17 protein-coding genes and 2 pseudogenes are annotated in these 26522 nt (G+C 40.2%); 6 read left to right on the forward strand and 13 right to left on the reverse strand.

The features are described from left to right. Positions 1-149: 149 nt before the first annotated feature. Together miaE and mutS are read right to left on the reverse strand one after the other, a co-directional pair. The gene (gene miaE, locus Xentx_RS04780; protein ID WP_074019264.1) at positions 150-914 is read right to left on the reverse strand and encodes a tRNA isopentenyl-2-thiomethyl-A-37 hydroxylase MiaE; all 765 of its coding nucleotides are present in this window, start codon (positions 912-914) and stop codon (positions 150-152) included. 17 nt (positions 915-931) lie between these two features. Beyond that, a complete protein-coding gene (gene mutS, locus Xentx_RS04785) occupies positions 932-3493 on the reverse strand; it encodes a DNA mismatch repair protein MutS (protein ID WP_074019263.1) in 2562 nt (853 codons plus the stop codon). Positions 3494-3909: 416 nt separating this feature from the next. Here mutS and map point away from each other — a divergent pair. The 5 genes and pseudogenes from map to yjiA all read left to right on the forward strand — a co-directional run. Beyond that, positions 3910-4425, forward strand: a pseudogene (gene map, locus Xentx_RS04790) (type I methionyl aminopeptidase); the annotation flags it as partial. Positions 4426-4748: 323 nt separating this feature from the next. Then, positions 4749-6140, forward strand: coding sequence for a phosphoethanolamine transferase (locus tag Xentx_RS04795; protein ID WP_167366744.1), 1392 nt, complete (start codon positions 4749-4751; stop codon positions 6138-6140). Positions 6141-6442: 302 nt separating this feature from the next. After that, entirely contained in the window at positions 6443-8596 is a 2154-nt protein-coding gene (locus Xentx_RS04800; protein WP_074019142.1) for a carbon starvation CstA family protein, read from the forward strand. A gap of 136 nt (positions 8597-8732) precedes the next feature. Continuing rightward, a complete protein-coding gene (locus tag Xentx_RS04805) occupies positions 8733-8936 on the forward strand; it encodes a YbdD/YjiX family protein (protein ID WP_074019265.1) in 204 nt (67 codons plus the stop codon). Between the two features lie 60 nt (positions 8937-8996). Next, on the forward strand, positions 8997-9956 hold the full coding sequence (gene yjiA, locus Xentx_RS04810) for a GTPase (RefSeq protein WP_074019143.1): 960 nt from the start codon (positions 8997-8999) through the stop codon (positions 9954-9956). A 352-nt stretch (positions 9957-10308) separates the two neighbouring features. Here yjiA and Xentx_RS04815 read toward each other — a convergent pair. The 9 genes and pseudogenes from Xentx_RS04815 to Xentx_RS04855 form a co-directional block, all read right to left on the reverse strand. Further along, a pseudogene (locus Xentx_RS04815) lies at positions 10309-10875 on the reverse strand (tyrosine-type DNA invertase); the annotation flags it as partial. Positions 10876-11781: 906 nt separating this feature from the next. Next, positions 11782-13107, reverse strand: coding sequence for an SLC5/6 family protein (locus tag Xentx_RS04820; RefSeq protein WP_074019266.1), 1326 nt, complete (start codon positions 13105-13107; stop codon positions 11782-11784). A 526-nt stretch (positions 13108-13633) separates the two neighbouring features. After that, the gene (locus Xentx_RS04825) at positions 13634-14974 is read right to left on the reverse strand and encodes an MATE family efflux transporter (protein WP_074019145.1); all 1341 of its coding nucleotides are present in this window, start codon (positions 14972-14974) and stop codon (positions 13634-13636) included. Between the two features lie 259 nt (positions 14975-15233). Beyond that, complete coding sequence (gene fbpC / locus Xentx_RS04830; RefSeq protein WP_074019146.1) at positions 15234-16289, reverse strand: ferric ABC transporter ATP-binding protein; 1056 nt, start codon at positions 16287-16289, stop codon at positions 15234-15236. 15 nt (positions 16290-16304) lie between these two features. Then, on the reverse strand, positions 16305-18386 hold the full coding sequence (locus Xentx_RS04835; RefSeq protein ID WP_074019147.1) for an ABC transporter permease: 2082 nt from the start codon (positions 18384-18386) through the stop codon (positions 16305-16307). A 113-nt stretch (positions 18387-18499) separates the two neighbouring features. Continuing rightward, the gene (locus Xentx_RS04840; RefSeq protein WP_074019148.1) at positions 18500-19531 is read right to left on the reverse strand and encodes an ABC transporter substrate-binding protein; all 1032 of its coding nucleotides are present in this window, start codon (positions 19529-19531) and stop codon (positions 18500-18502) included. A gap of 446 nt (positions 19532-19977) precedes the next feature. Beyond that, positions 19978-21276 carry an MFS transporter family glucose-6-phosphate receptor UhpC gene (gene uhpC, locus Xentx_RS04845; RefSeq protein ID WP_074019149.1) on the reverse strand — a complete coding sequence of 433 codons (1299 nt, stop codon included), beginning with the start codon at positions 21274-21276 and terminating at the stop codon, positions 19978-19980. Positions 21277-21340: 64 nt separating this feature from the next. Beyond that, positions 21341-22918: an MASE1 domain-containing sensor histidine kinase gene (locus Xentx_RS04850; RefSeq protein ID WP_074019150.1), complete on the reverse strand. Its 1578-nt coding sequence runs from the start codon at positions 22916-22918 to the stop codon at positions 21341-21343. Positions 22919-22921: 3 nt separating this feature from the next. Continuing rightward, positions 22922-23551: a response regulator transcription factor gene (locus tag Xentx_RS04855; protein ID WP_074019151.1), complete on the reverse strand. Its 630-nt coding sequence runs from the start codon at positions 23549-23551 to the stop codon at positions 22922-22924. A 557-nt stretch (positions 23552-24108) separates the two neighbouring features. Here Xentx_RS04855 and Xentx_RS04860 point away from each other — a divergent pair. Next, positions 24109-24657, forward strand: coding sequence for a cysteine hydrolase family protein (locus Xentx_RS04860; RefSeq protein ID WP_074019152.1), 549 nt, complete (start codon positions 24109-24111; stop codon positions 24655-24657). Positions 24658-24738: 81 nt separating this feature from the next. Here the strand turns inward: Xentx_RS04860 and speD are convergent, their stop codons facing one another. Together speD and speE are read right to left on the reverse strand one after the other, a co-directional pair. Then, positions 24739-25533, reverse strand: a complete 795-nt coding sequence (speD, locus tag Xentx_RS04865) for an adenosylmethionine decarboxylase (protein WP_074019153.1) — start codon at positions 25531-25533, stop codon at positions 24739-24741. A gap of 28 nt (positions 25534-25561) precedes the next feature. Next, positions 25562-26425, reverse strand: coding sequence for a polyamine aminopropyltransferase (gene speE, locus Xentx_RS04870; RefSeq protein WP_074019154.1), 864 nt, complete (start codon positions 26423-26425; stop codon positions 25562-25564). Between the last annotated feature and the right edge of the window lie 97 nt (positions 26426-26522).

Raw genomic sequence — 26522 nt, forward strand, 5'->3', positions numbered from 1 at the left:
TTAGCTTGAACGAAGAGAAAGCCGCGTCATTTAGGCGCAGTCGGTAACATGCCCTTATAGGGCTAGAGCAAACCACCCGCTATGCGGGTGGTTCTGATTTACTCATTCATTTATATTTTCATTGCCATTTGGTGCGCCATTTATCAATTTTAGAGAATTGGAACACCACTATGAAATTTAAAATCATGATCGGGAGTTTGAATAAGTTCTGCTTCAATCTGACCGAAATAATTCACCCTTTCTGTAATATCTTCTTTAGATATTGATTGAGCGAGTGTCAAATAATCTTGATAATGACGAGCTTCTGAACGCAGCAGAGAAATATAAAACTTACCCAAATCTTCATCCAGATGAGGAGCTAGTTTTGCGAAACGTTCGCATGAGCGTGCTTCAATATAAGCACCAATAATCAATTTATCGACCAACGTATAAGGTTCATGGTGGGTAATATGCTGGAATAAGGATTTAGCATAGCGGCTAGCACTGATACTGTCATAACTTATCCCTCTGGCATCCATGATCTCTAATACTTGATAAAAATGATGTAACTCTTCCTTAATTAATAACACCATTTTATCGATGAGATCTTGACTATAAAGTGATTTTGCCCGGGCGGTAATTTGCTTGGTGGCCTGATTTTTTCCTTTCAATGAATGGATATCGCCAATTTTTTTATAGGCAAAGTCCTCATAGGGCTGAAACCAAGCCAACAGAGCATCAGTACTCTCAGGATCAACGGCATATTTACGAATTAAGAACATAGCACTTTGTGCCGCTTTCAATTCACATAGCAGATGATCGCGCAACAAAATTGGCAGATTTTCAGGCTGCCGAGCCTTTTCTACCCATTGGTTGGGCGTTTCGCACTGTAAAAATTGATAAATAGGTGCTAACAGATTGGTATCAAACTTCATTGCTGTTCCATTCATTGTTAAACCATATCTTTCAGACGATAAATCCATTCCAATGCCTGACGTGGTGTCAAGGTATCTGGATTAAGGTTTTCCAATGCTTCAACTGCCGGAGATGTCTCTTCTGTTAGTAGAGTTAACTGTGGTGTATCAACATAGCCTGCTGTCGCATTATTGGAGAGTGATTCCAGCTCTTTCAATTTTTGGCGAGCTCGTTTAATTACATCACGCGGAACACCTGCCAGCGAGGCAACAGCCAGTCCATAACTCTTGCTTGCTGCTCCTTCTTGCACACTGTGCATGAAAGCAATGGTATCGCCATGCTCGACAGCATCAAGATGAATATTGACGACCCCTTCAAGTTTCTCAGGCAGAGTTGTCAGTTCAAAATAGTGAGTCGCAAACAGTGTCATTGCTTTGATGCGATTAGCTAAATTTTCAGCACAAGCCCACGCCAGGGATAAACCATCATAGGTTGATGTACCACGGCCGATCTCATCCATCAAAACCAGACTATGTTCAGTCGCATTATGTAAAATATTGGCAGTTTCGGTCATTTCCACCATAAAGGTAGAGCGTCCTGATGCCAAGTCATCGGATGCCCCGACACGGGTAAAGATACGATCTACAGGGCCGATAATTGCTTTTTCGGCAGGAACAAAGCTTCCAATATAAGCCATCAACGTAATCAAAGCTGTCTGACGCATATAGGTACTTTTACCCCCCATATTCGGCCCTGTAATAATCACCAAACGGCGCTGTGACGAGAGCATCAATGGGTTAGAAATAAACGGTTCGCTTAATACTTGCTCGACAACCGGATGCCGGCCGCCAGTGATCTGAATACCCACTTTATCTGTTAGTATCGGGCGGGTGTAATTTAGGGTTTCAGCGCGTTCAGCAAGGTTTGCCAGTACATCCAGCTCTGACAGTGCTTCGGCAGAGGTTTGCAAATCGGCCAGATGGGGCAGCAATAGATCGAACAACTCTTCGTACAGGCCTTTTTCGATGGCAAGTGCTTTGCCTTTGGAAGTCAGCACCTTGTCTTCATATTCCTTTAGTTCAGGAATGATATAGCGTTCTGCATTTTTTAGTGTTTGACGACGAACGTAATGGATAGGGACTAAATGGCTCTGTCCACGGCTGACCTGAATATAGTAACCATGCACTGCATTAAAGCCCACTTTCAGGGTATCAATGCCAAGTTTCTCGCGTTCGCGGATTTCCAGTTTATCCAGATAATCACTGGCACCATCGGCTAATGCTCGCCATTCATCCAATTCAGCATTATAGCCCGTGGCAATGACGCCACCGTCACGCACCAAAACAGGAGGCGTTTCGACAATCGCATTCTCTAGCAGAGTCTGCAATTCATCAAAATGTCCCACACGCTGCTGTAGCGCTTGGATATAAGGGGCATCTGAGGATGTCAGGATCTGATGAATATCAGGCAATTGCTGGAAAGCATGACGCATTCTGGCCAGATCACGGGGACGGGCGGAGCGGAGAGCAAGACGGGCAAGTACACGCTCTAAGTCACCGATCTGACGTAAAAATGGCCTTAATTCATAACCGATTTCCTGTAATGCGGAAATGGCTTGATGGCGATTTTCCAGCACATCTTTGTTGCGGGTTGGTGCATGCAGCCAGCGTTTCAGCATTCGGCTGCCCATCGGTGTCACACATTGATCAAGTACCGACGCCAACGTATTTTCAGTACTACCGGACAGATTTTGTGTCAGCTCCAGATTACGGCGGGTAGCAGCATCCATAATAACCGTTTCCTGCTGGCGTTCCATCGTCATGCTGCGAATATGGGGTAAAGTGGTGCGTTGGGTATCTTTGACATATTGTAATAAACAGCCCGCGGCACGCAGGGCGAGCGTCGCTTTTTCCACACCGAAGCCAATCAGGTCACGGGTGCCAAATTGCAAATTAAGTTGTTGTCTTGCTGTATCCAGCTCAAATTCCCACATTGGGCGTCGGCGCAGACCATGACAACGTTCAATCAGCGCCATATGCTCAAAGGTTTCAGGATAAAGCAATTCCGCAGGACGGGTGCGTTGCAATTCTGCGGCAATACTATCTTGATCGGACATTTCAGAAACGCGGAAACGGCCAGAAGTGATATCCAGCGTCGCGTAACCAAATCCCTGATTATCATGCCAGATAGCGGCTAGCAGATTGTCCTGACGTTCTTGTAACAAAGCTTCATCAGTTACGGTGCCAGGGGTGACAATGCGCACAACTTTGCGTTCAACAGGGCCTTTACTGGTTGCAGGATCACCAACTTGTTCGCAGATCGCCGCAGATTCACCGAGTTGTACCAGTTTTGCCAGATAGTTTTCGATTGCGTGATAAGGAACCCCCGCCATCGGAATAGGCTGACCAGCCGATTGTCCGCGCTTGGTTAGGGAGATATCCAGTAACTTCGCCGCCTTTTTGGCATCATCATAGAACAACTCGTAAAAATCCCCCATTCTATACAGCAGCATAATATCGGGGTGCTGCGCTTTCAGACGCAGATACTGCTGCATCATGGGAGTATGGCTATCTATATCCTTTGCTGGAGATTCTTTCATATTGACTTGATTCAATTCTATTATTCCTGTTGACTCAGTTGGGCCATCGACGCTCAGTCAACCCATCTAAATGACAAAACCTAAATATAATCAGCTAAGGATGGAACGCGAATAGACCTCATCCTGGGCGAAAACGCTATCTTATCACTGATAATCTGTGTGATTCATCTGTGGATGCGATTAGAAGATTTAAACGGTAGGTTAGCAGGATTACTCGCAGGAATGTATCAGATTTTTTCACAATTCAGCAGGATTGCGAAGCTGCTCGATTTAATCTCCTGAACATCATTGTATGGGTTGAGCCATGCTATCAAATAATAGGAGAACAGATGGTAGAAAGCACTGGAATTCTATTACTCCGTGTTGGAACGAAGAAGGGAGGCTATTGGCGATTCGGATAGTTAGAAAAATATGGGATAAATGTCACCGTCAAAAAAGAGGGATATTACGGCGATAGCAGCATCACATTCTGTGTCGGGGATGTACCGTCCCATGCTAAACGTTTGGTTAATGTGACTCAAGAGTGCTTATATAAGGCAATTAAGATCGTCAGACCTGGCATCACTTTGGGAGATATTGGTCATACGATACAGCAACATGCCGAAGCAAATAATTACACGGTAGTACGTGAATATTGCGGGCACGGCATTGGCTGCAATATGCATGAGGAACCACAAGTTCTGCATTACGGCAAGGCGGGAGAAGGTATTATCTTGGAAGAGGGAATGACTTTCACTATTGAGCCTATGATCAATCAAGGCAAAAAGGATATCAAACTGCATAAAGATGGTTGGACAGTAACAACCAAAGATCGTCGGTTATCGGCTCAGTTTGAGCATACGATCTTGGTAACCTGTGATGGTTTTAAGGTGTTGACGCTGCGGGATGAAGAACGCGAAGTTTTTGCACGTTACTTGTCGATCACTCAATAAATTATAATTTATGATGTGATAGTTTTCCCAATACTGTATTGTGCAGTGTTGGGTTTTATTTGGCTAAAATAGCGCCACGTTGGGTTTGTAGAAATTTAACTACGGCTATGTGAAATTACAGGATGATTATGTCTTGGCTTTATAAAAACAAGAATTTCTCTTGTTTTATTGTTCTCTTTTTTCTTATTTTTCTGATACATAAATGTTTGGGGTATCAATTAAAACTAATATATGTCTTCAGTGCCTTTGCACTCTTTTTATTTTTGGCTGCTATCAGTAGACGAATATATATCTTTTTGATTGCTTTTTTTTCCTTGGTGGGAATGCTCTATACCCCAATTGGCCTCAATTACGGTTATCCGGACATCAATGCAGTAGGATCATTAATCTATACAAATAGAAATGAAACAGCAGAATATATTAGTGGCCTTTCTGTTTTCACCTATTTAACGGCTATAGCTATTTTTGTTCTGATGATATTTTCATTTAAGCTAAATGTCACTTTATCAGGTAAAAGTAAAAATGGGTTGTTTACCCTGTTTTTTATTTCGGCTTTTTGGTCCCCAGCCAAAGGGTATATAAAATCGGGTTTTGAAGATAGTTCGAACCTTTTGAATACCAGTTTACCGGAAGTTCGCTTTTTCAATGATGCTTATCAGAGCTATAAGCAAGTCATGTCAGAAAATCACCGATTTGCCAAGATTATTAAATATCGGGATGACTGGCAGCCAGTGGTGAAAGAAGAGAAATACGACACCTATATCATGGTGATTGGTGAGAGCGTCCGAAAAGATTTTATGAGTACCTATGGGTTCCCGGATAAAAACACTCCTTGGTTGGATAAAACGAATACCACCGTGTTAACCAACTATATTTCTGCGGCACCATCGACACAATTATCGTTGACTAACTCTCTGGCGGTTCGTGAAGCAAATGAAATTCAACTGAACAACAGTATTGTTTCACTGGCTAAAAAATCGGGATTTGAAACTTACTGGCTGTCCAATCAGGGAATGAAGGGAGGGTTTGATTCTCCTGTAGCACTGATTGGACAGCAGGCCAATCATTATACTTTTCTAAAAGAAGGTAATTCAGATGACCGTAGTTATATGCCGGATGAAAATCTATTTCCTTATATTCGCAAGGCATTAGTGAAGAATGAGCGGAAAAAGAAACTGATTATTATTCACTTGATGGGTTCGCATCCACAACCTTGTGTCAGAACGAACGATAAATACGGCATCTATTTTCATTCCAAAAATATTTCATGTTATCTCCAGAGTATCCGTAATACGGATAGCCTGCTCGCTAACATTGAAAATATTGCCAATAAAAATCAATTGCGTTGGACAATGCTTTACTTTGCGGATCATGGTTTGTCACTTGTGAATAAGAATACAGATAGTGAGAATCTGACCCATAACGATAGTAATAAGCAGAATTATCAAGTTCCCTTTATTATTACCGGTTATGACTATGTCATTAAAAATGCCGACAAGAACACAGTAAGCAAAAATATCATAGATGCTCACCGCAGCGGTTTGAATCTACTGTCTATGTTATCCACATGGTTGGGAATTGAAGAACCTCGATTGGTCTCTAAATGTGCATGGTTTTCCAACCAAGAGTGTCCGAACCAACATACAGTGATTTCATTCAGTAACGAATATAAAGATTTTGACCATTTGAAGGATGACGCTATTAACTTTGATTGATGAATATACTTTTGTCTTGAAAGTTAATAATTAAGTGAGTTACCTCACAAAACTTAGCTCATGTTTTATACGTATAAGCCACTGATTGGAGGATTTTGACCGCTTAATGTTGATATTTAACCGCTGAGCAAGATCCTCTAACTCTTATTAGGGGGGATTTTATATCATAGTGCAGTGTGACGAGGAGTATATCCCTTTTATGGGTATCGCTTCCTGCCGACTGTAGAAGGTCGGTTTATGGAAAAGGAAGTAAAAATTAAATAATGACTTGCTGTTCGTCTTACTGTGGAAAAGGAAGTTTTATGAACAATGATAAATTGTTAAAACATATACCTTGGGTAATATTGGGGATAATTGGTGCATGCTGTCTTGGAGTTGTTGCGCTACGTAGGGGAGAACACGTTAGCGCTTTGTGGATCATTGTCGCTTCTGTAGCCGTTTACTTGGTTGCTTATCGATATTACAGCCTGTATATCGCCACGAAGGTGATGAAGCTGGATGCTACGCGAGCAACTCCGGCTGTTGTCAATAATGATGGTTTGAACTATGTTCCCACCAACAAAAATGTCCTGTTTGGTCACCATTTTGCCGCCATTGCAGGGGCAGGTCCGTTAGTAGGGCCAGTATTGGCGGCACAGGTCGGTTATCTGCCAGGAACATTGTGGTTGTTGGCAGGGGTAGTGCTTGCCGGAGCGGTGCAGGACTTTATGGTGCTGTTTATCTCCTCCCGTCGCAATGGGGCATCACTGGGTGAGATCGTCAAGGAAGAAATGGGGCGTGTGCCAGGCACAATAGCCCTGTTTGGTTGCTTCTTAATCATGATCATCATTCTTGCAGTACTGGCCTTAATTGTCGTGAAAGCATTGGCGGAAAGTCCATGGGGCGTATTTACTGTTTGCTCAACAGTACCAATAGCGCTTTTCATGGGGATCTATATGCGATATATCCGTCCGGGGTGTGTGGGTGAAGTCTCTGTGATCGGTATTCTCCTGCTGATTGCCGCCATTTGGTTTGGTGGTGTTGTCGCCGCAGATCCCTACTGGGGACCCGCGTTGACTTTTAAAGATACCACTATCACTTATGCGCTGATCGGATATGCATTTATCTCTGCATTATTGCCAGTTTGGCTTATTTTGGCACCGCGTGACTATCTGGCAACTTTCCTGAAAATTGGAGTTATTGTTGGTCTTGCAATTGGGATTATCATCCTGAACCCTGAACTGAAAATGCCAGCCGTCACACAATATATTGATGGTACAGGGCCAGTCTGGAAAGGAACGCTGTTTCCATTCTTGTTCATTACTATTGCTTGTGGTGCGGTGTCTGGTTTCCATGCTTTGATCTCTTCGGGAACAACACCTAAGTTGTTAGCAAATGAAAAAGATGCGCGTTTCATTGGTTATGGTGCGATGTTGATGGAATCGTTTGTGGCTATCATGGCATTGATTGCTGCATCCATCATTGAGCCGGGACTATATTTTGCTATGAATACCCCTCCGGCAGCGTTGGGCATTACCATGCCGGATCTGCATAATTTGGGTACTGCCGAAGCACCAATGATTATGGCTTCTTTGAAAGAAGTAACGAGCCATGCGGCAGCGACCGTAAGTTCTTGGGGCTTTGTTATTTCACCAGATCAAATTCTGCAAACGGCAAAAGACATTGGTGAGCCATCGGTCCTGAACCGTGCCGGGGGCGCGCCAACCTTGGCAGTGGGTATTGCCCATGTATTCCATCAGATCATCCCGGCGGCAGACATGGGCTTCTGGTATCACTTTGGTATTCTGTTTGAAGCTTTATTCATCTTAACAGCGTTGGATGCAGGTACACGCTCTGGCCGTTTCATGTTGCAGGATCTTTTGGGTAACTTTGTTCCATTCCTGAAAAAAACGGACTCTCTGATTGCGGGTATCATTGGTACAGCTGGCTGTGTCGGCCTATGGGGTTATTTGCTGTATCAAGGCGTGGTTGACCCATTGGGTGGCGTTAAGAGCTTGTGGCCGCTATTTGGTATCTCCAACCAGATGTTGGCTGCCGTTGCGTTGGTATTGGGTACAGTTGTCCTGATCAAGATGAAACGCACCCGATATATCTGGGTAACCGTTATTCCTGCGGTTTGGTTGTTGATTTGTACCACATGGGCGCTGGGACTGAAATTATTCAGTGATAACCCACGGCTTGAAGGTTTCTTCTTCATGGCGAAAGAATACAAGCAGCGGATTGCCGAAGGTGGTGCAGAATTGACGGCTGGACAAATCAGTAACATGAATCACATTGTTGTGAACAACTACACCAATGCGGGCTTAAGCATTCTGTTCCTGATTGTGGTGTACAGCATCATCATTTATGGTATCAAAGCTGCGGTAAAAGCAAGCAAAAATCCAGAGCGTACCGATAATGAAACACCTTATGTTCCGGTTCCTGAAGGTGGGGTAAAAATCTCTTCTACGCACTGATGCGATACTAAAACTGATACCGATCAAAAGCATTCCGTATTGGTAACAGGTATACCCCACTAATTGGCTTTGTATTATGTGGGGTATTTTTTATTGGGAAGCTATTCCTGATAAAACAAGCCTTGGAGAACAATTTATGTTTGGTAATCTTGGTCAAGCAGGCAAGTATTTGGGGCAGGCTGCCAGAATGTTGGTGGGCGTTCCCGACTATGACACATATGTACAGCATATGAAGGAAAACCACCCTGATAAGCCTTATATGTCTTATGAAGAATTTTTTCGAGAACGTCAGAATGCTCGCTATGGTGGCGATGGAAAAGGTGGAATGCGTTGCTGTTAGTGCAAAAGCGACTAACTCATTGGAAATTTTTTAGCAGTTAAGAAGCATCGGGAAACGAAAATGCAACCAATATCAGTCACGATCCTGACCGGTTTTTTGGGATCAGGTAAAACGACGCTGTTACGTCATATTCTCAATGTTAATCATGGTCATAAAATAGCCGTCATTGAAAATGAATTTGGTGAAGTGCCCATTGATGACAAATTGATTGGTGATCGCGCAACTCAGATTAAGACATTAAGTAACGGATGTATCTGCTGTAGTCGTTCAAATGAACTGGAAGATGCATTATTAGATTTGCTGGATAGTCTGGATAAAGGGCAGATCAACTTTGACCGCTTGATTATCGAGTGTACAGGCATGGCTGATCCAGGCCCGATCACGCAGACTTTCTTTTCTCATGAAGTTTTGTGCCAGCGTTTTGTACTCGATGGTATCATTACGCTGGTGGATTCGGTTCATGCGGAACAACAGTTAGATCGTTTTTCCATTGCACAGGCACAGGTGGGATATGCGGACAGGGTTCTTTTAACGAAGACTGATGTTGCTCCCGTTCATGATGCTTTAGTTGAACGTTTGCAGCGAATCAATATCAGAGCACCCATTCATAAGGTTATTCAAGGTGAAGCAGATTTAGGCTTACTGTTTGATATCGAAGGTTTTATGTTAAATGACAAACTGACGGTTTCGACGCCCGTTTTCCGATTTGTACCCAAACAACAAAACTTGGTTCAATCGGTTGTCATTAACTTAGCGTACCCAGTTGAATTGCCAGCAGTTTCTAGCCTGATGGAGGAGCTATTACTGAGTTTCGCGGATAATCTTCTGCGTTACAAAGGAATTCTGGCTATCAAAGAAGAACCACGCCGGTTATTGTTTCAAGGAGTTCAGCGTCTGTATAGTGCGGATTGGGATAGAGAATGGCGCGATGGTGAAGTACGTGGAAGTGTAATGGTTTTTATTGGTACAGATCTGCCAGAACAGAAAATTCGTGAAAAATTTGTGAAATTGTTTGAATAATAATTGTTTGAGTAATCACTTTTTGTGGAGTTTTAATTGTTTATTTTTATTTCTTATTGAGCAGTGAAATTGTTCATATAAATTCGCTGCTCAAGTTTAAATAGAAATTTAATTTATATATTTACCCGTTAGATTTAAGTGTTTTAAAAAACAACTTAATATATTAACAAATGCAAAACAATAAAAATAAGATCCATTCATAAATTAAGTTTATCATGCATAAAAAATAGTAAGTTATCTTAGGTGCTCATGGCATTGTATATTTTATCTGCCGGCAATCTCCACAAATTAATTAGTGGAGATTGTTGCAATAACAAATTATGTTAGTGAAAACAGCAGAAAAATAACATAGTTATTTAGAGTGAGACTCCCAAATTCTGGAAAAACGTTTCACATTACTGGCAGTATAAATTACGGTATGTGAAATATTACGATGTCCAAGATAGTCTTGAATCAAGCGGGTATCGCGACCGAGATCGGCTAAAGCATAACCACAAGCGTGTCTTAACATATGCGGATGTGGAGAAACACTGACAGATGCCTGCTTCCCATAGCGTTTTAATAATCCATAAACTTGTTGTCGTGAAATTGGGCCAGATTTTTGAGAGAGAAATACCCACGGAGAATCGGCTTCTCGCCATTTTTGACGAATATCTAGCCATTTATTTAACGCTTCTATTTCCTCTGGAATTAAAGGATGTGTGGTTGAAAGCCCACCTTTTAACCGTCTGATGTGAATGATTGCTGAATTTAAATCGAGATCAGATAGACGTAGATTACATAGTTCACTTACCCTAAAACCGTGAATAAAACACATTAACAGCATACAGTAATCCCGCTCTGCGTGGCGTCCTTGTTTTGTTGCTGCCAAAATTGCGTCTATTTCGTATCGGGTTAAAAACTTACGTTGCTTCATGAAATTATCATTCCTATGAAATCAGAGAGATGAATTGTGAATAGCAAGGTATTTAAGCCAATCGAATACAACAAAACATTAGTGTTTTTTTAATATGATTAGCCAAATACCAGATTGAATTAATTGGAGTACAGCAAATAAAAAAATTTGCTGCTTATTTTTGTCTTATTTTTAATGAAAATGCTAATTGAAATCGTATAAATACGTGCTATGTGATTCTGATACACAGAATGAGGCAATCATAAATAGAATTCCATACATAAAAACAACTCTATTGAACTTTACAACTAATCATTTAGCCTGGTTTGTTTTTTAGTTTTTTATTCTTTTAAACTCCATTTTGGTTGTATTGAGTTGGTATTTTTACTGCATTTAGTGGAAAAAGTAAATGATTTATCTAAGTTGTTTATATAATGCCTTATTATTTGTTGAAAATTAAATTTTATTTGGTATTTTTTTCGGAAAATTTTTATTTTTGGTTTATTGTTAGATTTTTATTCTGAATAATAGTGTTTTTTTTGGATAAAATAATATTTTATAGTGGTAAATGAGAGATAATGGTTAGAATAACATTAGGTTAAAAGAAGAGTTTTAGCCAATTTAGTAACTTTTGTTATAATTTATATTGTTTATCATTTTCTTGTTTTGGCTTAGATGTGTGGTTGTTTTTCATTCAATTTGTAAAGTTTAATTAAATAGATATTTTTTATGATTGATTAAATATAATTTCATCATTAAAAGGATTATTTAATAAATTCTGTGTATTTTGTGGGGAATTGATGAGTTGTAAAAATGCGCCTTATATCCCCGAACAGGGAGACGAGGATTTATAGCGCATTGAGTAAATCTTAATAATAAAGCTGATCGTAATTGATGTTCTTAGACATTGATTTTTTAATCATACCCACGTCAGGAGAAGGCCAGGAAAGGAGAAACACATAGCAAGATCCCAGTAAAGATGATCAAAATGAGCGATATCCCTTTGTAATGGTACAAGCCAGGGATTTTGTAGACCAAATAAGCCGGAATGAGGCAGCCGACAATGCCAAATATTGGACTACAAAGAGAAGTAAAGCTCAATACTGGGACATTGAGAAGGATCGCGCTCCATGCCAATAAGATGGCAAAAACTATGATACCTCTTTGAACCCATTTTTCATTGATCTTTTCGGCAGGCATCAGACGACTAAGAACATTAATAGCAATTCCTTGGCTGGCTTCGCGAAACCCCAAGTAAACACCAAAAAAGGCAGTCATCACAGCAAAGACATTGAGCATAATACTGACGGTAATAACCCAGCCACCAGGAAAGAACTGAGCAGCAATTGCGAGTGCTGAAATATTCTGTTTATAGGCTTTGAGCGCTTCGTCATGTCCCATTGCAAGCGTAAAAGAGATGGCATAGAAAAATACCGTACAAAACAGGATACTAAAGGCAATGTTCATGGCTCGCAATGCCTTATGACGGGCAACTTCATGGTTTTTCTCTCGGTTGCGATAAGAAATCACCATTGGGCTAAGTGTTTGGATAAACAGGATAGATGTGAGCGTAAAAGGTAAAGTGATAATGGCTTGCTTAATCAACAGACCTAAGGGAGGTAACGCCCCGATATTGTAAAGATGCCACATACCGATCATGGAAAATCCTAATGCTGCGATAACAAACAACTTGGTTATAACCATCAGGCTGGATATTTTGAATAGTAATTTTTCACCGCGGGAAGAGATAGCAACTAATACACAGATTAATACCAACCCATACAATGGATTTTTCGACATCAATTCATCGGTAACCCCAAATGTTTGCAGGTAAGAAGCACTGTCATTGGTTATAGCGGTGGAATAAACAAACATCCAGATCACTAACATAATGAAGTAGAGTATGCCTAACAGAATGCCCCAATTTTTACCAAGATAACCACTGATAATACTAGGATAATCTTTGCATTCTGGTGATTCTGCAAGGGTATTGATAAAGAGCCGCTGAAAGAGATACATGGCAGGATAGCCAATAATGGAAGAGAACAGGAAAACCCACAATCCCATCAATCCAACCTGAACAGGTAAGAAAACAATTCCAGCCCCGATTGCCATGCCAATACTCATAATGACCCAGCCGGTATCGGTATGGTTGAATTTTATGGCTTTTTTCCATTCCTCTTCTGTCATGTTAGCGCGTTTGGCTGATGGAGATAACTGTGGTGTGACATCATTGTTTTTTGTTGCTGTTTTCATATCTTTTAGTAAGTGAATTATCGTGTGCTGATAGTCAATGATTTCAAGGAGAACAACTTCTCCATGAAGAAGAAATTGCAAAGGGAAATTGTGCAAAAAAGAAAAGTGTTGAAAACACCCTGTCAGGATTAACTCCTTTTTATCGTTAATATTATGCGGTAGTTTAGGGGATTAATCTAGAATTTTTTACTAGTGAAAGGGGATTATACATAGCTTAATCCTGTTTTCTGATGGGCAATCAATACCTAATTAATCCTGTTTTTGCTATAGTTTTTTGGGTAATAAAAACTAATGGAACAGTGTCATTGATAAAATCAAATTATATTTCATTAAAATTTTAAGATTACAAATAAATAAAAAATTGTGATTTATGTTTTACCTGAAATTAAGCAGCCTAATTAGTTTGATGAAATAAAGACAATTATTTCGGCGGTGGTTTGATCGGTATGTTGGTTTTGATTGAAATTAAAATGCCGTAAGCAAAGTTGCGGCATTTTTTACACTTATTTTTACGGTTATTTTTTAATTAGACATCTAATCGCTTGGTTTGCCATTTTTTAGACTTCCAACGCCAGGCATTCACTAATCCACGGATCCACTCGTCACAGAAGAATCCTATCCAGATCCCCAAAAGCCCCATACCCATGGTAATTCCCAGAAAATATCCGACGGGAATAGATATTCCCCACATACAAATTAACGCGGTATAGAGTGGAAAACGAGCATCACCAGAAGCGCGCAGGGCATTGACCATCACAATGTTGAAAGTGCGCCCTGGTTCCAAAAAGACCGAGAGCAGGAACAATGGGAGAAGAAGCTCAACAATTTTCTGATCTTCCGTCATGACATAGAGAAGCGGTTCCCTGAAAATCCAGAACGCCAAGACGATGCCTACTGTGACAATCACACCAATTCTCAGGCTCTTCAGCCCCCGAAGATAGGCATCTTCAAAACGCTTTGCTCCAACAAGGTGGCCAACCATAATCTCATTGCCAATGCTGATAGAGATACCAAACAACATAATGAACAGAGATAGCTGGAAGTACAGTGTTTGCGCAGCCAGAGACGTTTCGCCCATCAGGCCAATAAATGCCTGTGCAGTCATATATTGCAGGATCCACACCAAATTTTCACCAGCGGCTGGTAAGCCGATATGCAGGATTTTGCCCAACATATTTTTAGACCAGTTCACGAGTAATTTAGGCTCGAACTTGATCTTTAAACCACAAAACAGTAATCCGCAAAGCAAAATAATAGCGACAGTACGACCAAATACCGTAGACCACGCTACTCCCTCAAGTCCATATTGAGGCAGCCCAAAGAACCCATACAGCACGATCATATTACCAACAATGGTAAGCAAGTTGGCAATCAGCGTGACATACATGGCCGATTTCGACTTTCCATAAACCCGCATACAGGCCGCCAGAATAATCGAAATCGCTTCAGGTATCAGACAGATACCAAGCACATGCAGATAAGCGAATCCATCCTCCATCAGATTTTCAGGCAGGTTCATGATATGCAGGATTTTATAACCGAAGAACACCGTGATCAGAGCACAACTGAAACCCAGTACAAAATTAAAGGCAATGGAAATATGAATCGCCTGACTAGCCTTATCGCGTTTTCCTGATCCCAGATATTGTGCGATGACAACACTGCAACCTACGCTGATGAAGTTAAAAATTGTAATAAAGAGATCAAAAACATGATTACCTACCCCCATTGCAGCAAGATAAGAAGAAGAAATATGGCTGACCATGTATGTATTGATTAATAACGTCGCCATATGCAGAAAGATATCAATGAAAATCGGCCAACTTAACGAAAAAAGAGAGCGATCAACAACATCAGACTGTTGCATTAGTAAAACCTATTTATTAGAAATGAGATGAATGGTCTTTTTCGGTGTGAGATACCCAGAAAGCGTAGATGATTTTACAGGGTTTATTGATGAGTTGATAGGCAGAACAGGTGATTTATGTCTTTGGTTTGTTGAAGGATTCGATTGGATAAAAATCTCCTGCGGTAATCGCCGCAGGAGTCTGGTGTTGTAGAATTTGTTTCTAAAAGAGTCTAACAAACACGATAAATTGGGTTATCTTACAGTTGGGTTGTTAACTCTAATCTTGTGTCTCCTCGGCCAAAACAAACATTCCAATCGGATGAATTTCCAGATAATAATCCTCACCAACTTTTGGTTGCAGTTGAGTGGCGTTGACTTGTAGTAGTAGCGTTTGTCCACGCCATTCAACAGTGACTTCATATTGTGCCCCCATATATGCGACATGATTGATTTTACAACGCTGGCTTTCACTGCCTTGCAGGCTCAAGGTAATAGCCTCAGGGCGAACGCCAACGGTGGTTGATGTCTGTGTTGTGGTGAAATTGGTTGGACGAGGCAGGCGATATTGGAAAATTTCCATATAATCCGCCCCTAATGTGGCAGGAAAAATATTGGCGTCTCCCATAAAATTTGCCATAAATTTTGAGGCAGGTTGACGATACAAAGTTTGTGGTGAACCCATTTGCATGATCTTGCCCTTATTCATTACTAAAACCGTATCAGAAACGGCAAAGGCTTCACTTTGGTCATGGGTTACATAGAGTGAAGTGATATTAAATTGTTGCTGTAACTCGCGGATTTTCTCCCGCATATTGCGGCGCAAATTGGCATCAAGGTTACTCAATGGCTCATCGAATAACAGTACCTTGGGTTTGAGGATAAGTGCACGTGCCAAAGCAACACGTTGTTGTTGCCCACCGGATATTTGGTCAACATAGCGATCTTCAAAACCACCCAAATCAACCAATTCTAATGCTTCCTTGACACGCTGGCGGATCTCAGCTCTTGGCCGTCCCAGCATTTTCAGACCATAACTGATGTTTTCCCCCAATGACATATGCGGAAAAAGGGCATAAGACTGAAATACCATACAAATATCCCGTTGCTGAATAGAACGAGCGGTAACATCTTCACCATCAATGAAAATATTGCCTTCTGTTGGTTTTTCCAGCCCTGCAACCAGCCTTAGTACTGTCGTTTTACCACATCCAGATGGTCCCAGCAAAGTAACCATGTGCCCTTGTGGAATGGCTAAATTCAGCGAGTCGATCACGGTGTTATTCCCGAATCGTTTGGTCACATTTTTTAATTCGACAAAATGTTGTTGTGTCATATCGTCACTCCGTGATTACTGGGTATTTTGGGCTTTTGAGCGGGAAACACGTGCTTCGCCAACCAAATAGTCAAATAAGAAAATTACCGCTAGCATGACCACAATTAGAATGGAGCCATACGCGATAGCCAAACCGTATTCGCCATCTTCAACGCGGTTCAGGATATAAGCCGTTGCTACACGAGTGTCTGGTGTCACCAAAAATACAATAGCACTGACTGTCGTTATAGCGCGAACAAAGCTGTAAACCAATGCAGATAAGATAGCAGGGCGTAAGAGTGGTAGCAGAATATGCAAAATTGTTCTCATTGAACCTGCTCGCAGGCTGAGAGAAGCTTCATCCAGCGATTTATCAATTTGCCCAAGTCCTGCAATACCTGCTCGAATGCCAACAGGTACATTTCGCATCGTCATGGAAATGATGATAATGAAAGCTGTACCCGTGATATAGAATGGTGCGTTATTGAAAGCCAGGAGATAAGATATCCCTGCCACTGTGCCAGGAACAGCAAAACAGAGCATGGTAGTGAACTCAATGACTTTCTTGCCACGGAATTGTTGACGTACCACGATATAGGCAATCAATAGCCCAAAAATGGCGGTAATGGGGGCAGCAATACCAGCATACAGCAATGTATCTAATAGTGAAGGCCATGCACCATCACTCATTCCCTGGCCAAACAGTTTGATGAAATTATCCAACGTCAAGGAGTAATCCACTCCCCAATTGACAGTGAAACTGCCATAGAAAATGCTGCCATACAGCAGGACGTTGAAGACCACCCAAATAAACAACAAAGTGCAAACACCCCATACCAGAGAAACAGGCAAAGGTTGTACATCACCACGGTAAGATTTACCGGAAACGGTGACATAAGAGCGTTTGCCAATCCAGAGATATTGAACACAGAAAACCAAGAGTGAGAAGACCAGCAACGATGCTCCTAATGTACTGGCAGCTTGATAATCGAGTTGTGAGCCTGTGATATAGAAATAAATCTGGGTAGCCAGAACGTCAAAGTTTCCCCCTAAAACCAGTGGATTACTAAAATCAGCCAGGGATTGTACGATCACAATCAAAAAGGCATTGGCAAGAGCGGGTTTTAGCAACGGGATAAAAACATGGAAAAAAGTTTGATAGCGATTAGCTCGCAGAGTGTAAGCAGCTTCTTCCAGAGAAGGATGAATTGTCTTGATGGCACCATCCAGGATCATAAATGCCATTGGCGTAAAGGCCAGTACCTGGGCGATCCAGATCCCGGTAAAACCATATAACCAGTTTGTGTCGGTCAAACCAAACCAGGTAGATAGAAATTCCGTGATATAACCGGAACGTCCCATCATTAGTGTGACACCCAAGCCGACAACGAACGGTGGTGTTACAATTGGCAGAATAGAAAATACTCGGCCAATGATGGCTGAACGTTTGGCGATTCTGGTGGTGTAAATTGCTAAAACTAACCCAAAAAATGTACATCCCAAACCAACGGCCATGGAAAGTAATATTGAATTGGTAATGATTTTCAGGATATGGGATTGTCCGAGTATTGATATAAATGCGAATGGCGCGAAATGACCGGACTCATCCCTAAACATGGGGATAAAAATAGCGATGCTGGGGAATAGAATAAATACACCAATCAACGCAATGATCGCGACTAGCGAGCCAATGACGAAACTGTCACCCCCTAACCATTCCAGACGGGTAAGTGCGAGGGTAATAATTGCACCTAATGAGATGAATAAGATAACTGTAGAATAACCAAGCCCGCGACCAGTCAGTGCTGCACTGGTGATAATGAACAGTACGCATAGCAAGGCGTATCCTGCATCAAAATAGTGGTATTGACGGGTAATACGGTTGGAAGATCGAAAACGCAATAGTAATACAGATGGCAGCAGAAACCACAATATGCTGATATTGATGCTATACCAGCCGTAAGCAGCCAGAACTTCTTCCTGTGTTGAATCAAAAAGGCCGTAATCCAGACTCCATGATGGCAGCAGGGCAAATGACAGCCATGCCAGAATAATCCACCAGAAAACAGAATCCCGACCTTGCTTTTTCTGCAAGGGCAAGGTAAGGGTATGAGACATATTTCCCCCAATAAATTGTATAACGCGAGTATGTAAATTGTATTATTAGGTAGTGAGCACATATTGATTTGATGACCCACTGCTTGAATGGACTTTATTGATGCTTAGAGAATTTATTGCCCCATTTTGACTTCAGTGAGCCATTTGTTGATCAGTTCCTTACGCACTTCATTGGAGCCATATTTCTCCATGTCATAATTGATGAGGTTTAATTCATCAGATTTTAATGTCATAGGAGATGCTTCTGCTGTAGTGTTGATAAGGATTTGGTAAGATTGGCCTTTCTTCCAACTCAGCTCTTGAGCTTCTTTGGACAGCACCCAATCGACAAATAATTTGGCGTTATCTATATTGCGGGCGTTTTTGATGATGCTAACACCGCCAATTTCATACCCAGTACCTTCGCAGGGAGCCATTAATTTCATGGGGGCGCCATTTTCAACTTCCAGCGAGTAATCATGTAAGAAGCCAATTCCGATAGCTGTTTCACCACGTGCGGTATTGCGCGCAGGGGCAATACCAGATTTGGTGTATTGGGAAATATTACTGTTTAATTTTTTCAGGTAATCGAAAGCTTCGTTTTCTCCCCACAGTTGGATAAACGTTGCCAATGCTGTATAGGATGTACCTGAACTTTGTGGATCTGCAATTTGGATCTCACCTTTATATTCTGGTTTTGTCAGATCTTTCCAGCACTTCGGTATAGGTAGTTTTTTCTCTTTCAAACGGTCTGTATTCACACCAAAACCCAGAATTCCCATATAGACCGCAGAAGAGTAATTACCTTTGCGTTTTGCCGGATCACGGAATTGAGGCATGGTTTGATCTAAGTTGGAGGATCTATAGGGATGCAGGAGATCCATTTCTCCCGCTTGAGAATGGGGATCAAGTGTGCCGCCATACCATACATCTGCTTGTGGATTACGTTTTTCCGCTTCTATTTTGGCTAATGTACTGCCTGTTCCATTGCGGATAAATGTGGTTTTAACATTGTATTTTTCGCTGAAGGTACGTGTTTCTGTTTCACAAAGAGCATTGGTGCCACTGCAATAAACAATGAGCCGTCCTGCTGCTTGAACATTGTTAGTAATAGCCGTAAGAGTTAATCCCATAACGATAAGGGAAGAGAAAGATTTTAATTTCATTATAATTTCCTTACTGTCCATAATTTTGTATTTTACTTATTTATACTCAAATCAATAAAGCAAACACTTATTGTTGCTTTATTTAAGGTTAAAATGTCATGAAATATTTGCAAATGGATAATGAAGAATGAAAATTAATTATTCAACTTTGATTTGTGAATTTGTAATGTGAGTAACATTTTTTATTGCTCGAATAATTAAGGTTTTATTCTAAATTTTATTTTTTGTTGTTTGTTTAATTAAGGTTTTTATCTATTTTATAAAAAATAAATTATGTGATATTTTAAGTTTTATTGGTAATTGTGATGTGTTAATTGTTTTGTTATGATCTGTTTTATAAATGTGTTTTTAGAATTCTGAGAGTTATTTCGTTTGAATTAATAATATAGTCTTATTTTACTAGTGTAGTGATCAATTTACTTGAACACTACATGGAGGTAATTCTGTTATCTGTGTTTCTTATACACTTTACTGACGTCAGCCATTAAAATTGGCATCAATAATAACCCCATTACAGCGGCTGCAAGAGTCAGCAAGGCAAACATACCTGTCCAATCATAACAGTCAATGATCTGGCTTAATGGCCAACCAGCGATTGCAGAACCAAAATAGGCGTACAATCCTAAATATCCGGTTACTGTACCTGCTGCTTTTTTGTGGCAATGCTCTGTTGCTGAAAGGCCTATTAACATCTGTGGCCCAAACACAAAGAAGCCAATACTGAAAATACAGATAGATAATAGCACATAGTTATTTATGGGGATTAACCAAAGAGCAGCCATGGAAAAGAAGAGCCCGAGAGAAAATAGTAGAATTACTGGTGCACGTTGGCTGCGAAATAATAAATCAGATCCCCATCCAGAACAAAGAGCACCTAATAATCCTCCCAATTCAAATAACGATAGGATAGCATTGGCATTCAGTAAATTAACTCCATGTTTTTCTAATAACCATAAGTTACCCCAGTCATTAATTGCGATTCTAATGAAATAGACGAGAATATAAGAAAGACCAAGGAGCCAGATGGTACGGTTGAATAAAATAGTTTCCTGTAGGATTTTCATCATGGGCATGAGTGAAGACAATCGTTCTTGCCGTAGCTCCATAGTATCTTGTCGCCAATGTCCTACGCTAGGTAAATCATGTTCCTGTGGAATGCCTCGTATTCTCCGGCATAACCAAATTCCAAGCACGATACTAATGAGTCCGGAAACGGATAATGTAGCGCGCCAGCCATAGTGTGATGCTAAAAGAGCGGACAATAATGGCAGAAAAATGCCACTTATATTGATAGATATATTCCAGCAGCCCCACCAGAAACCTCGTTCATTACGAGAATACCAGTAAGTGAGAAGTCGAGCACAGGTTGGCCATCCCCATCCTTGAAAAAAACCATTCAACGTCCAAACGAACAGTAAGGAGGGTAGTGATGAGCAGAAAGTAAAAATAATGTTCAGTACTCCTGTCATTAATAGCCCTACACCCATGAACCAGCGATAACCAGTGTAGTCATGAAAAATACCGGAAAAAAATTTTGAACCACCATAAGCAAGGTAAAATAAACTTGTTATCCATCCAATATCATTTTTATTAAGAGCCAATTCCAGCTGCATGGTTGGCATAACCACATTCAAACTCTTGCGAGTTAGGTAGAATGCGGCATAACCTATAACCATTGACATGAGCAAATGGATTCGCCAATAACGATAATGTTGTGATATTTGCTCATGGTTGATGCTTTGCATAAGTGTCTCCATAAAAAGATATAAGTAGCTGCTGTTGCTTCAGTCGCTCGAAGAGGGTACTTGGTTATTCGGTATCGTTGTCTGCATTTATTGGTAAATATATAATGACATGGGTTCCTTGTTGAGTATTGAGCCTCCAATTGCCTCCAAGAGCCCGAACACGTTCTTCAATCCCTTTGAGCCCAAATCCCGTATTTTTTTTATCATCGATGATACCAATACCGTTATCGCTGACCTGAAGTACGATTAAATTTCTTTTTTGCTTTAAGGTAATATTTATTTGGTTAGCGTTAGCATGCTTACTGATATTGTTCAGTAACTCTTGAATTAACCTATAAAGTGTCAGAGTGATAGTGTTATCATTGAGAGTGTGTGGTAGCTGGTAATCAAAATGGCAGCAAATGTTTTGTTCTTCAAAAGCAAACTCATTTATTAAGTGATGAATTGATTGATCAAGAGACATTTCGTCAAGTGCAGGTGGGCGCAGTTCACGCAGCAGTTGACGAGTTGTTTGGTGTACTTGTTGGGAGAGGTGGTTAATTTGTTCAGCAGATTTATGAGCTAATGATAACTTTGAAGTACGTTTTATTAGCATGGATTGAATTTGAATGGCAGTTATATTTTGTCCAATGGCATCATGAAGTTCTCTGGCAATATTTTTACGAATATCTTCTTCTGTGTGTACTAGTTTTTGCATCAAAATATGACGGGTTGTTAACTCTTTTTCTAACCGTTCACGATAACGGTTTAAATTATTTGCCAACTGTTTTTGATAGGTTAGGTTACCTGCCAATTGTTGCTGGCGACTGATGGCAATACCAAGCCCTATTCCTAATAAAGCCTGAGTGGTTAAAAAAATCTCCAATTCCTGTAATTCACTGAATGAGCCATTGGATTGACGGGCTGAAGTGACGAGTAAACTTCCTAACAATGCGGAGAGAACACCGCCTTGCCAACCATAACGATAGGCCATAAATACATTAGGAATAAAAACTAAAATTGACAGTAACCACTCTATTTTCGAGGATAGAAGGTATTGGCCACTTATTCCCAGTAGACTAAACAGGAAACACCACATCAGCAAAGATGTTCTTAATTGTGGATCAGATATATCAGTCTTGGTATGCTGATTCTTCCAATATTTCTCATATAAATAAACATAAATCAGATAGATGAATGGGGAGAGTAAAACTCCACCAGTTAATGAAGAGAGAAAAATAAAGCTAATTTTATTAGGTAACGAAAAGCTCAAAAACAAGATTTGTAAAAGGCTATTAATGATAACTCCAGCCAACAAGATAGAAAGCTGTTGCCAATAAAGAGAATAATTCCACCATATCTTTTGAATGCCTAATGCTGTGATCACACTAATTAATGGTGAAAAAAGAATGATTGGATATATAATGAGCTGCTCGCTTCTTAGCCACAATAATATACAGATTTCACTAATCAGAAGGATTGGAAGATAACGTCGTCCTAGCAAAGCCATAAATACTAAACGTATCCCTTGAGGTAAAAATAGTGTTGCCTGTAGTCCATTATTGTGAAAATAAAAACTAATTACCCATAATGAAATCCAAATCAGTGAGTAAAATAGACCAAGGAATAGTGATTGTAAAATGAATAGCAATTTTTCATTCATTGATTAACTCGTAATGATCTGATTCTTAAGAGCATAATGGACTAGATCAATAGTAGTATTACATTGTAATTTATCTAAAATCCTAGCTCGATGGACATGAACTGTATTGTGGCTAAGTTCAAGCTGTTCAGCGATCACTTTTACACTATCCCCATTGACTAATAGGGTAAAAATTTCTCTTTCTCTCGGTGTTAGGGCTTGCAGCGCTACAATTTCTTGAGGTTTTTGGCGAAATGCTTTCAGTGTATGAGCACAAAGATAAATATTTCCTTGATGGACTGACCGGACGGCTTGTACTAATTCCTCTGGCCCACAGCATTTCGTCAAATAACCTCGCGCACCTGAATCTAGCGCACTTTGCACAAGCGCAGCAGTGTCATAAATACTTAACATGATCGTACGAAAATTTGGGCTGGTGGGACGAAGCCGGGTTAGAAGCTGTAGGCCACTTTCGTTAGGCATGGAGATATCCATGATGACGATATCAATCGTTTTTCTTAGTAAATCCGGCCATGCTTCATCGGCACTGCTGTATTGACCAACGATTATAATATCATCTTCAAGTGTCAATAATTGGGCAAAACCTGAACGGACAACAACATGATCATCAATGAGAGCAATTTTTATCGTCATTTTTATTGTATGTTGTAAGGGGCTTTATTATAAATAATTTAGATATAATAATGTTCATAAAATAAAATTCATGCAAATAAATAAACTAAATTTGTTAGTGAGATAACAAAATTTATTTTAATTTAATATAAACTATATTTATTTCATATGGTTATTATTATTTTTTATTGCCTTTTTCATACCCCCATATCGTAATGATGAATTCTATTTTTGTTAATTATCAATAACAAAATCAATATATTTATTGATATTAAACAGTGTTTTTTTCTTTATTAAATTAAACTGGTGGATTTAATAAAGAAATTACACTGTAATTTTATGTGTTTTCATTATTATATTTCATATGTTATTTTATGGTAAATGATATGAAAAAACTTTTACCATAATCCCTTTATAGGTATAGGGGCAATTATGCTAGATTCCCCTATAAAAAATCTTGAATATTTTTTCTATATGGATGGGAAGCGATATTTTTGCATCATCAGATATGCTTTATTGTTTTTTCATTACTATTTTTTCAGAAAAACTATGCATAATACACAAAGAAGGTCTTACAGATGAAAGCACTTATCATAATTGACATGCTGAATGACTTCGTAACAGGTATTCTTGCCAATGAAAAGAAGGCAATGGAAATTATTCCAGTGATCCAGCGAACGATTAATTATGTCAGAAATCGGCAGAACTGGTTAGTGATATATGCTAATGATGCCCATCGTGCAGATGATAGAGAAATAGGTATTTGGGGAAAACATGCTATGGAAGGAACGTGGGGAGCTAAAGTTGTCGATGCACTGACTCCCATTGGTTCAGAACGTGAAATTGTTTCTCCAAAACGTTTTTATAGTGCCTTTGATGGCACCGTTTTGGAAGATCTTTTCAGACAATATGATGTTACAGAAGTTGTGTTGACAGGCCAACATACAAATTGCTGTGTCCGGCATACCGCCTATAGCGCATTTACTCGGGGTTATGATATTACCGTATTGTCTGATGCAGTTTGTGTTTTTCCTGGGGTTGATCATGAAGCAGCTCTTGATTATTTAAAAACAATTTATGGCGCCAAAATTATCACAAGTACTGAATTAGGTGTGCCGTTAAAATAAAGAATGTTATACGTGATAAAAAATGAATGACTGGCAGATTGATATTCTGCCAGTCAAATAGATCAGGTCGAATACAATTATCTATAGATCGGGTAAATTTCGACCGTAATAGATCTCCTGTATCTCTTTTTTAAGTAAACGGGTGATTTCTCTCTTTTCCGTTTCACTTAGTTCTTCTGCTGTGGTATTGAACAAATATTCATTCAGATCGAATTCTTTCAGCATCATTTTGGTATGGAAGAGATTTTCCTGAAAAATATTCACATCAATCATATGGTACTGAGATTGAATTTCTTCTGTCACATAATTCTGGATGGAGCTAATTTCATGGTCAATGTAGTATTTTATGCCATTAATATCTCGGGTAAAACCACGAACGCGATAATCCATTGTTACAATGTCAGATTCCAATTTATAAATCAGGTAATTCAGAGCATTAAGGGGAGAAATAACACCGCAGGTTGATACTTCAATGTCTGCCCTGAAGGTACATATGCCATCATCTGGATGGCTTTCTGGATAGGTATGCACACAGATGTGACTCTTGTCCAAATGGGCGACGACAGAGTCAGGGAGTGGGCCTAGATTTTCCGTATTATCCACCAGTTTGGCTGCAATGGGTTCTTCACTAATCAAAATGGTAACGCTCGCTCCTTTAGGGTCATAGTCTTGGCGAGCAATATTAAGAATGTTTGCACCAATGATTGAACAGGTTTCGCTGAGTATTTCAGTTAGGCGGGTTGCATTATACTGTTCATCAATGTACGCGATATAACTGTCGCGATCGGCTTTCGTTTTTGCATAACAGATGTCATAGATACAGAAACTCAAGCTTTTTGTTAGATTATTAAAGCCGTGCAATTTCAGTTTGCGCAATTTAGTTCACCTCCCGGTTAATGGGGGATTATTGGTTATCAGATAGGGCATTCAGTAAGTATTGCGGCAGTGCAAAACTTCCTGCATGTACGGCAGGTGTGTAGTAACGGCAAGTTATGGCCGCATCTTCAAAGCGTTGTTGCAGTGTTGTCAGAGGCACCTGACGCAAGGCAGAATTTTGGGTTGCCCATGCAAACATCATGATCCCGCCATAATAGGTTGGAATGGCTGCCTGATAAAAACTGCTGTCAGTAAAATAGTGGCTCAATTTTTTATGGCTATTGACGGCTTCATCCTGTTGAAGGAAACAGACACCATTTTGGGCAACAAAAATGCCACCTTCGTTTAAGCAACCAGCGCAGCCTGCATAAAATTCAGAAGTAAACAGGCTTTCACCTGGTCCATCAGGATCAGTACAATCAGAAATGATAACATCAAATTTTTCAGATGTAGTTTTGACAAACTTAACACCGTCGTCAATTACCAGCTTGAAACGGGGATCGCTATAAGCCCCTGCGTTATGGTTTGGCAAATATTGGCGGCAGAATTCGACTACACCAGCATCAATTTCTACCATTGTAATACTGTCGAGATAGTGATGACGGCAAACTTCGCGCAACATCCCGCCATCACCACCGCCAATGATCAACACTTTTTTGGCCTGGCCGTGGGCAAATAGTGGTACATGAGCCATCATTTCATGATAGATAAACTCATCGCGCTCTGTGGTTTGAACTACACCATCAAGTGCCATGATGCGGCCTAGTTCTGTATTTTCAAAAATAATTAAATCTTGATGCTCTGTTTTATCGTGATAAAGCACGTTTTCAACAGAGAAATACTGACCGAAATTGGGATGTAATGTTTCATACCAAATTTCTTTTTGTGGCATGTTCCGCTATTCCTCCATTGTGATATTCATCGGTATTGGGTACACATAGTAGCCAATGATTCACATAATTGTCACTTAATTTCAATGTGAAATTAAC

This window comes from Xenorhabdus thuongxuanensis (assembly GCF_001908095.1).
GTDB lineage: Bacteria > Pseudomonadota > Gammaproteobacteria > Enterobacterales > Enterobacteriaceae > Xenorhabdus > Xenorhabdus thuongxuanensis.

Bases quoted from the DNA above. Each gene is read 5' to 3' on its own strand.
- speE (WP_074019154.1), bottom strand. From the start codon at position 26,425: ATGCCACAAAAAGAAATTTGGTATGAAACATTACATCCCAATTTCGGT.
- Xentx_RS04850 (WP_074019150.1), bottom strand. From the start codon at position 22,918: ATGAATGAAAAATTGCTATTCATTTTACAATCACTATTCCTTGGTCTA.
- Xentx_RS04835 (WP_074019147.1), bottom strand. From the start codon at position 18,386: ATGTCTCATACCCTTACCTTGCCCTTGCAGAAAAAGCAAGGTCGGGAT.
- Xentx_RS04805 (WP_074019265.1), top strand. From the start codon at position 8,733: ATGTTTGGTAATCTTGGTCAAGCAGGCAAGTATTTGGGGCAGGCTGCC.
- fbpC (WP_074019146.1), bottom strand. From the start codon at position 16,289: ATGACACAACAACATTTTGTCGAATTAAAAAATGTGACCAAACGATTC.
- Xentx_RS04800 (WP_074019142.1), top strand. From the start codon at position 6,443: ATGAACAATGATAAATTGTTAAAACATATACCTTGGGTAATATTGGGG.
- Xentx_RS04820 (WP_074019266.1), bottom strand. From the start codon at position 13,107: ATGAAAACAGCAACAAAAAACAATGATGTCACACCACAGTTATCTCCA.
- Xentx_RS04855 (WP_074019151.1), bottom strand. From the start codon at position 23,551: ATGACGATAAAAATTGCTCTCATTGATGATCATGTTGTTGTCCGTTCA.
- miaE (WP_074019264.1), bottom strand. From the start codon at position 914: ATGAAGTTTGATACCAATCTGTTAGCACCTATTTATCAATTTTTACAG.
- yjiA (WP_074019143.1), top strand. From the start codon at position 8,997: ATGCAACCAATATCAGTCACGATCCTGACCGGTTTTTTGGGATCAGGT.
- mutS (WP_074019263.1), bottom strand. From the start codon at position 3,493: ATGAAAGAATCTCCAGCAAAGGATATAGATAGCCATACTCCCATGATG.
- Xentx_RS04795 (WP_167366744.1), top strand. From the start codon at position 4,749: ATGCTCTATACCCCAATTGGCCTCAATTACGGTTATCCGGACATCAAT.
- Xentx_RS04860 (WP_074019152.1), top strand. From the start codon at position 24,109: ATGAAAGCACTTATCATAATTGACATGCTGAATGACTTCGTAACAGGT.
- Xentx_RS04840 (WP_074019148.1), bottom strand. From the start codon at position 19,531: ATGAAATTAAAATCTTTCTCTTCCCTTATCGTTATGGGATTAACTCTT.
- uhpC (WP_074019149.1), bottom strand. From the start codon at position 21,276: ATGCAAAGCATCAACCATGAGCAAATATCACAACATTATCGTTATTGG.
- Xentx_RS04825 (WP_074019145.1), bottom strand. From the start codon at position 14,974: ATGCAACAGTCTGATGTTGTTGATCGCTCTCTTTTTTCGTTAAGTTGG.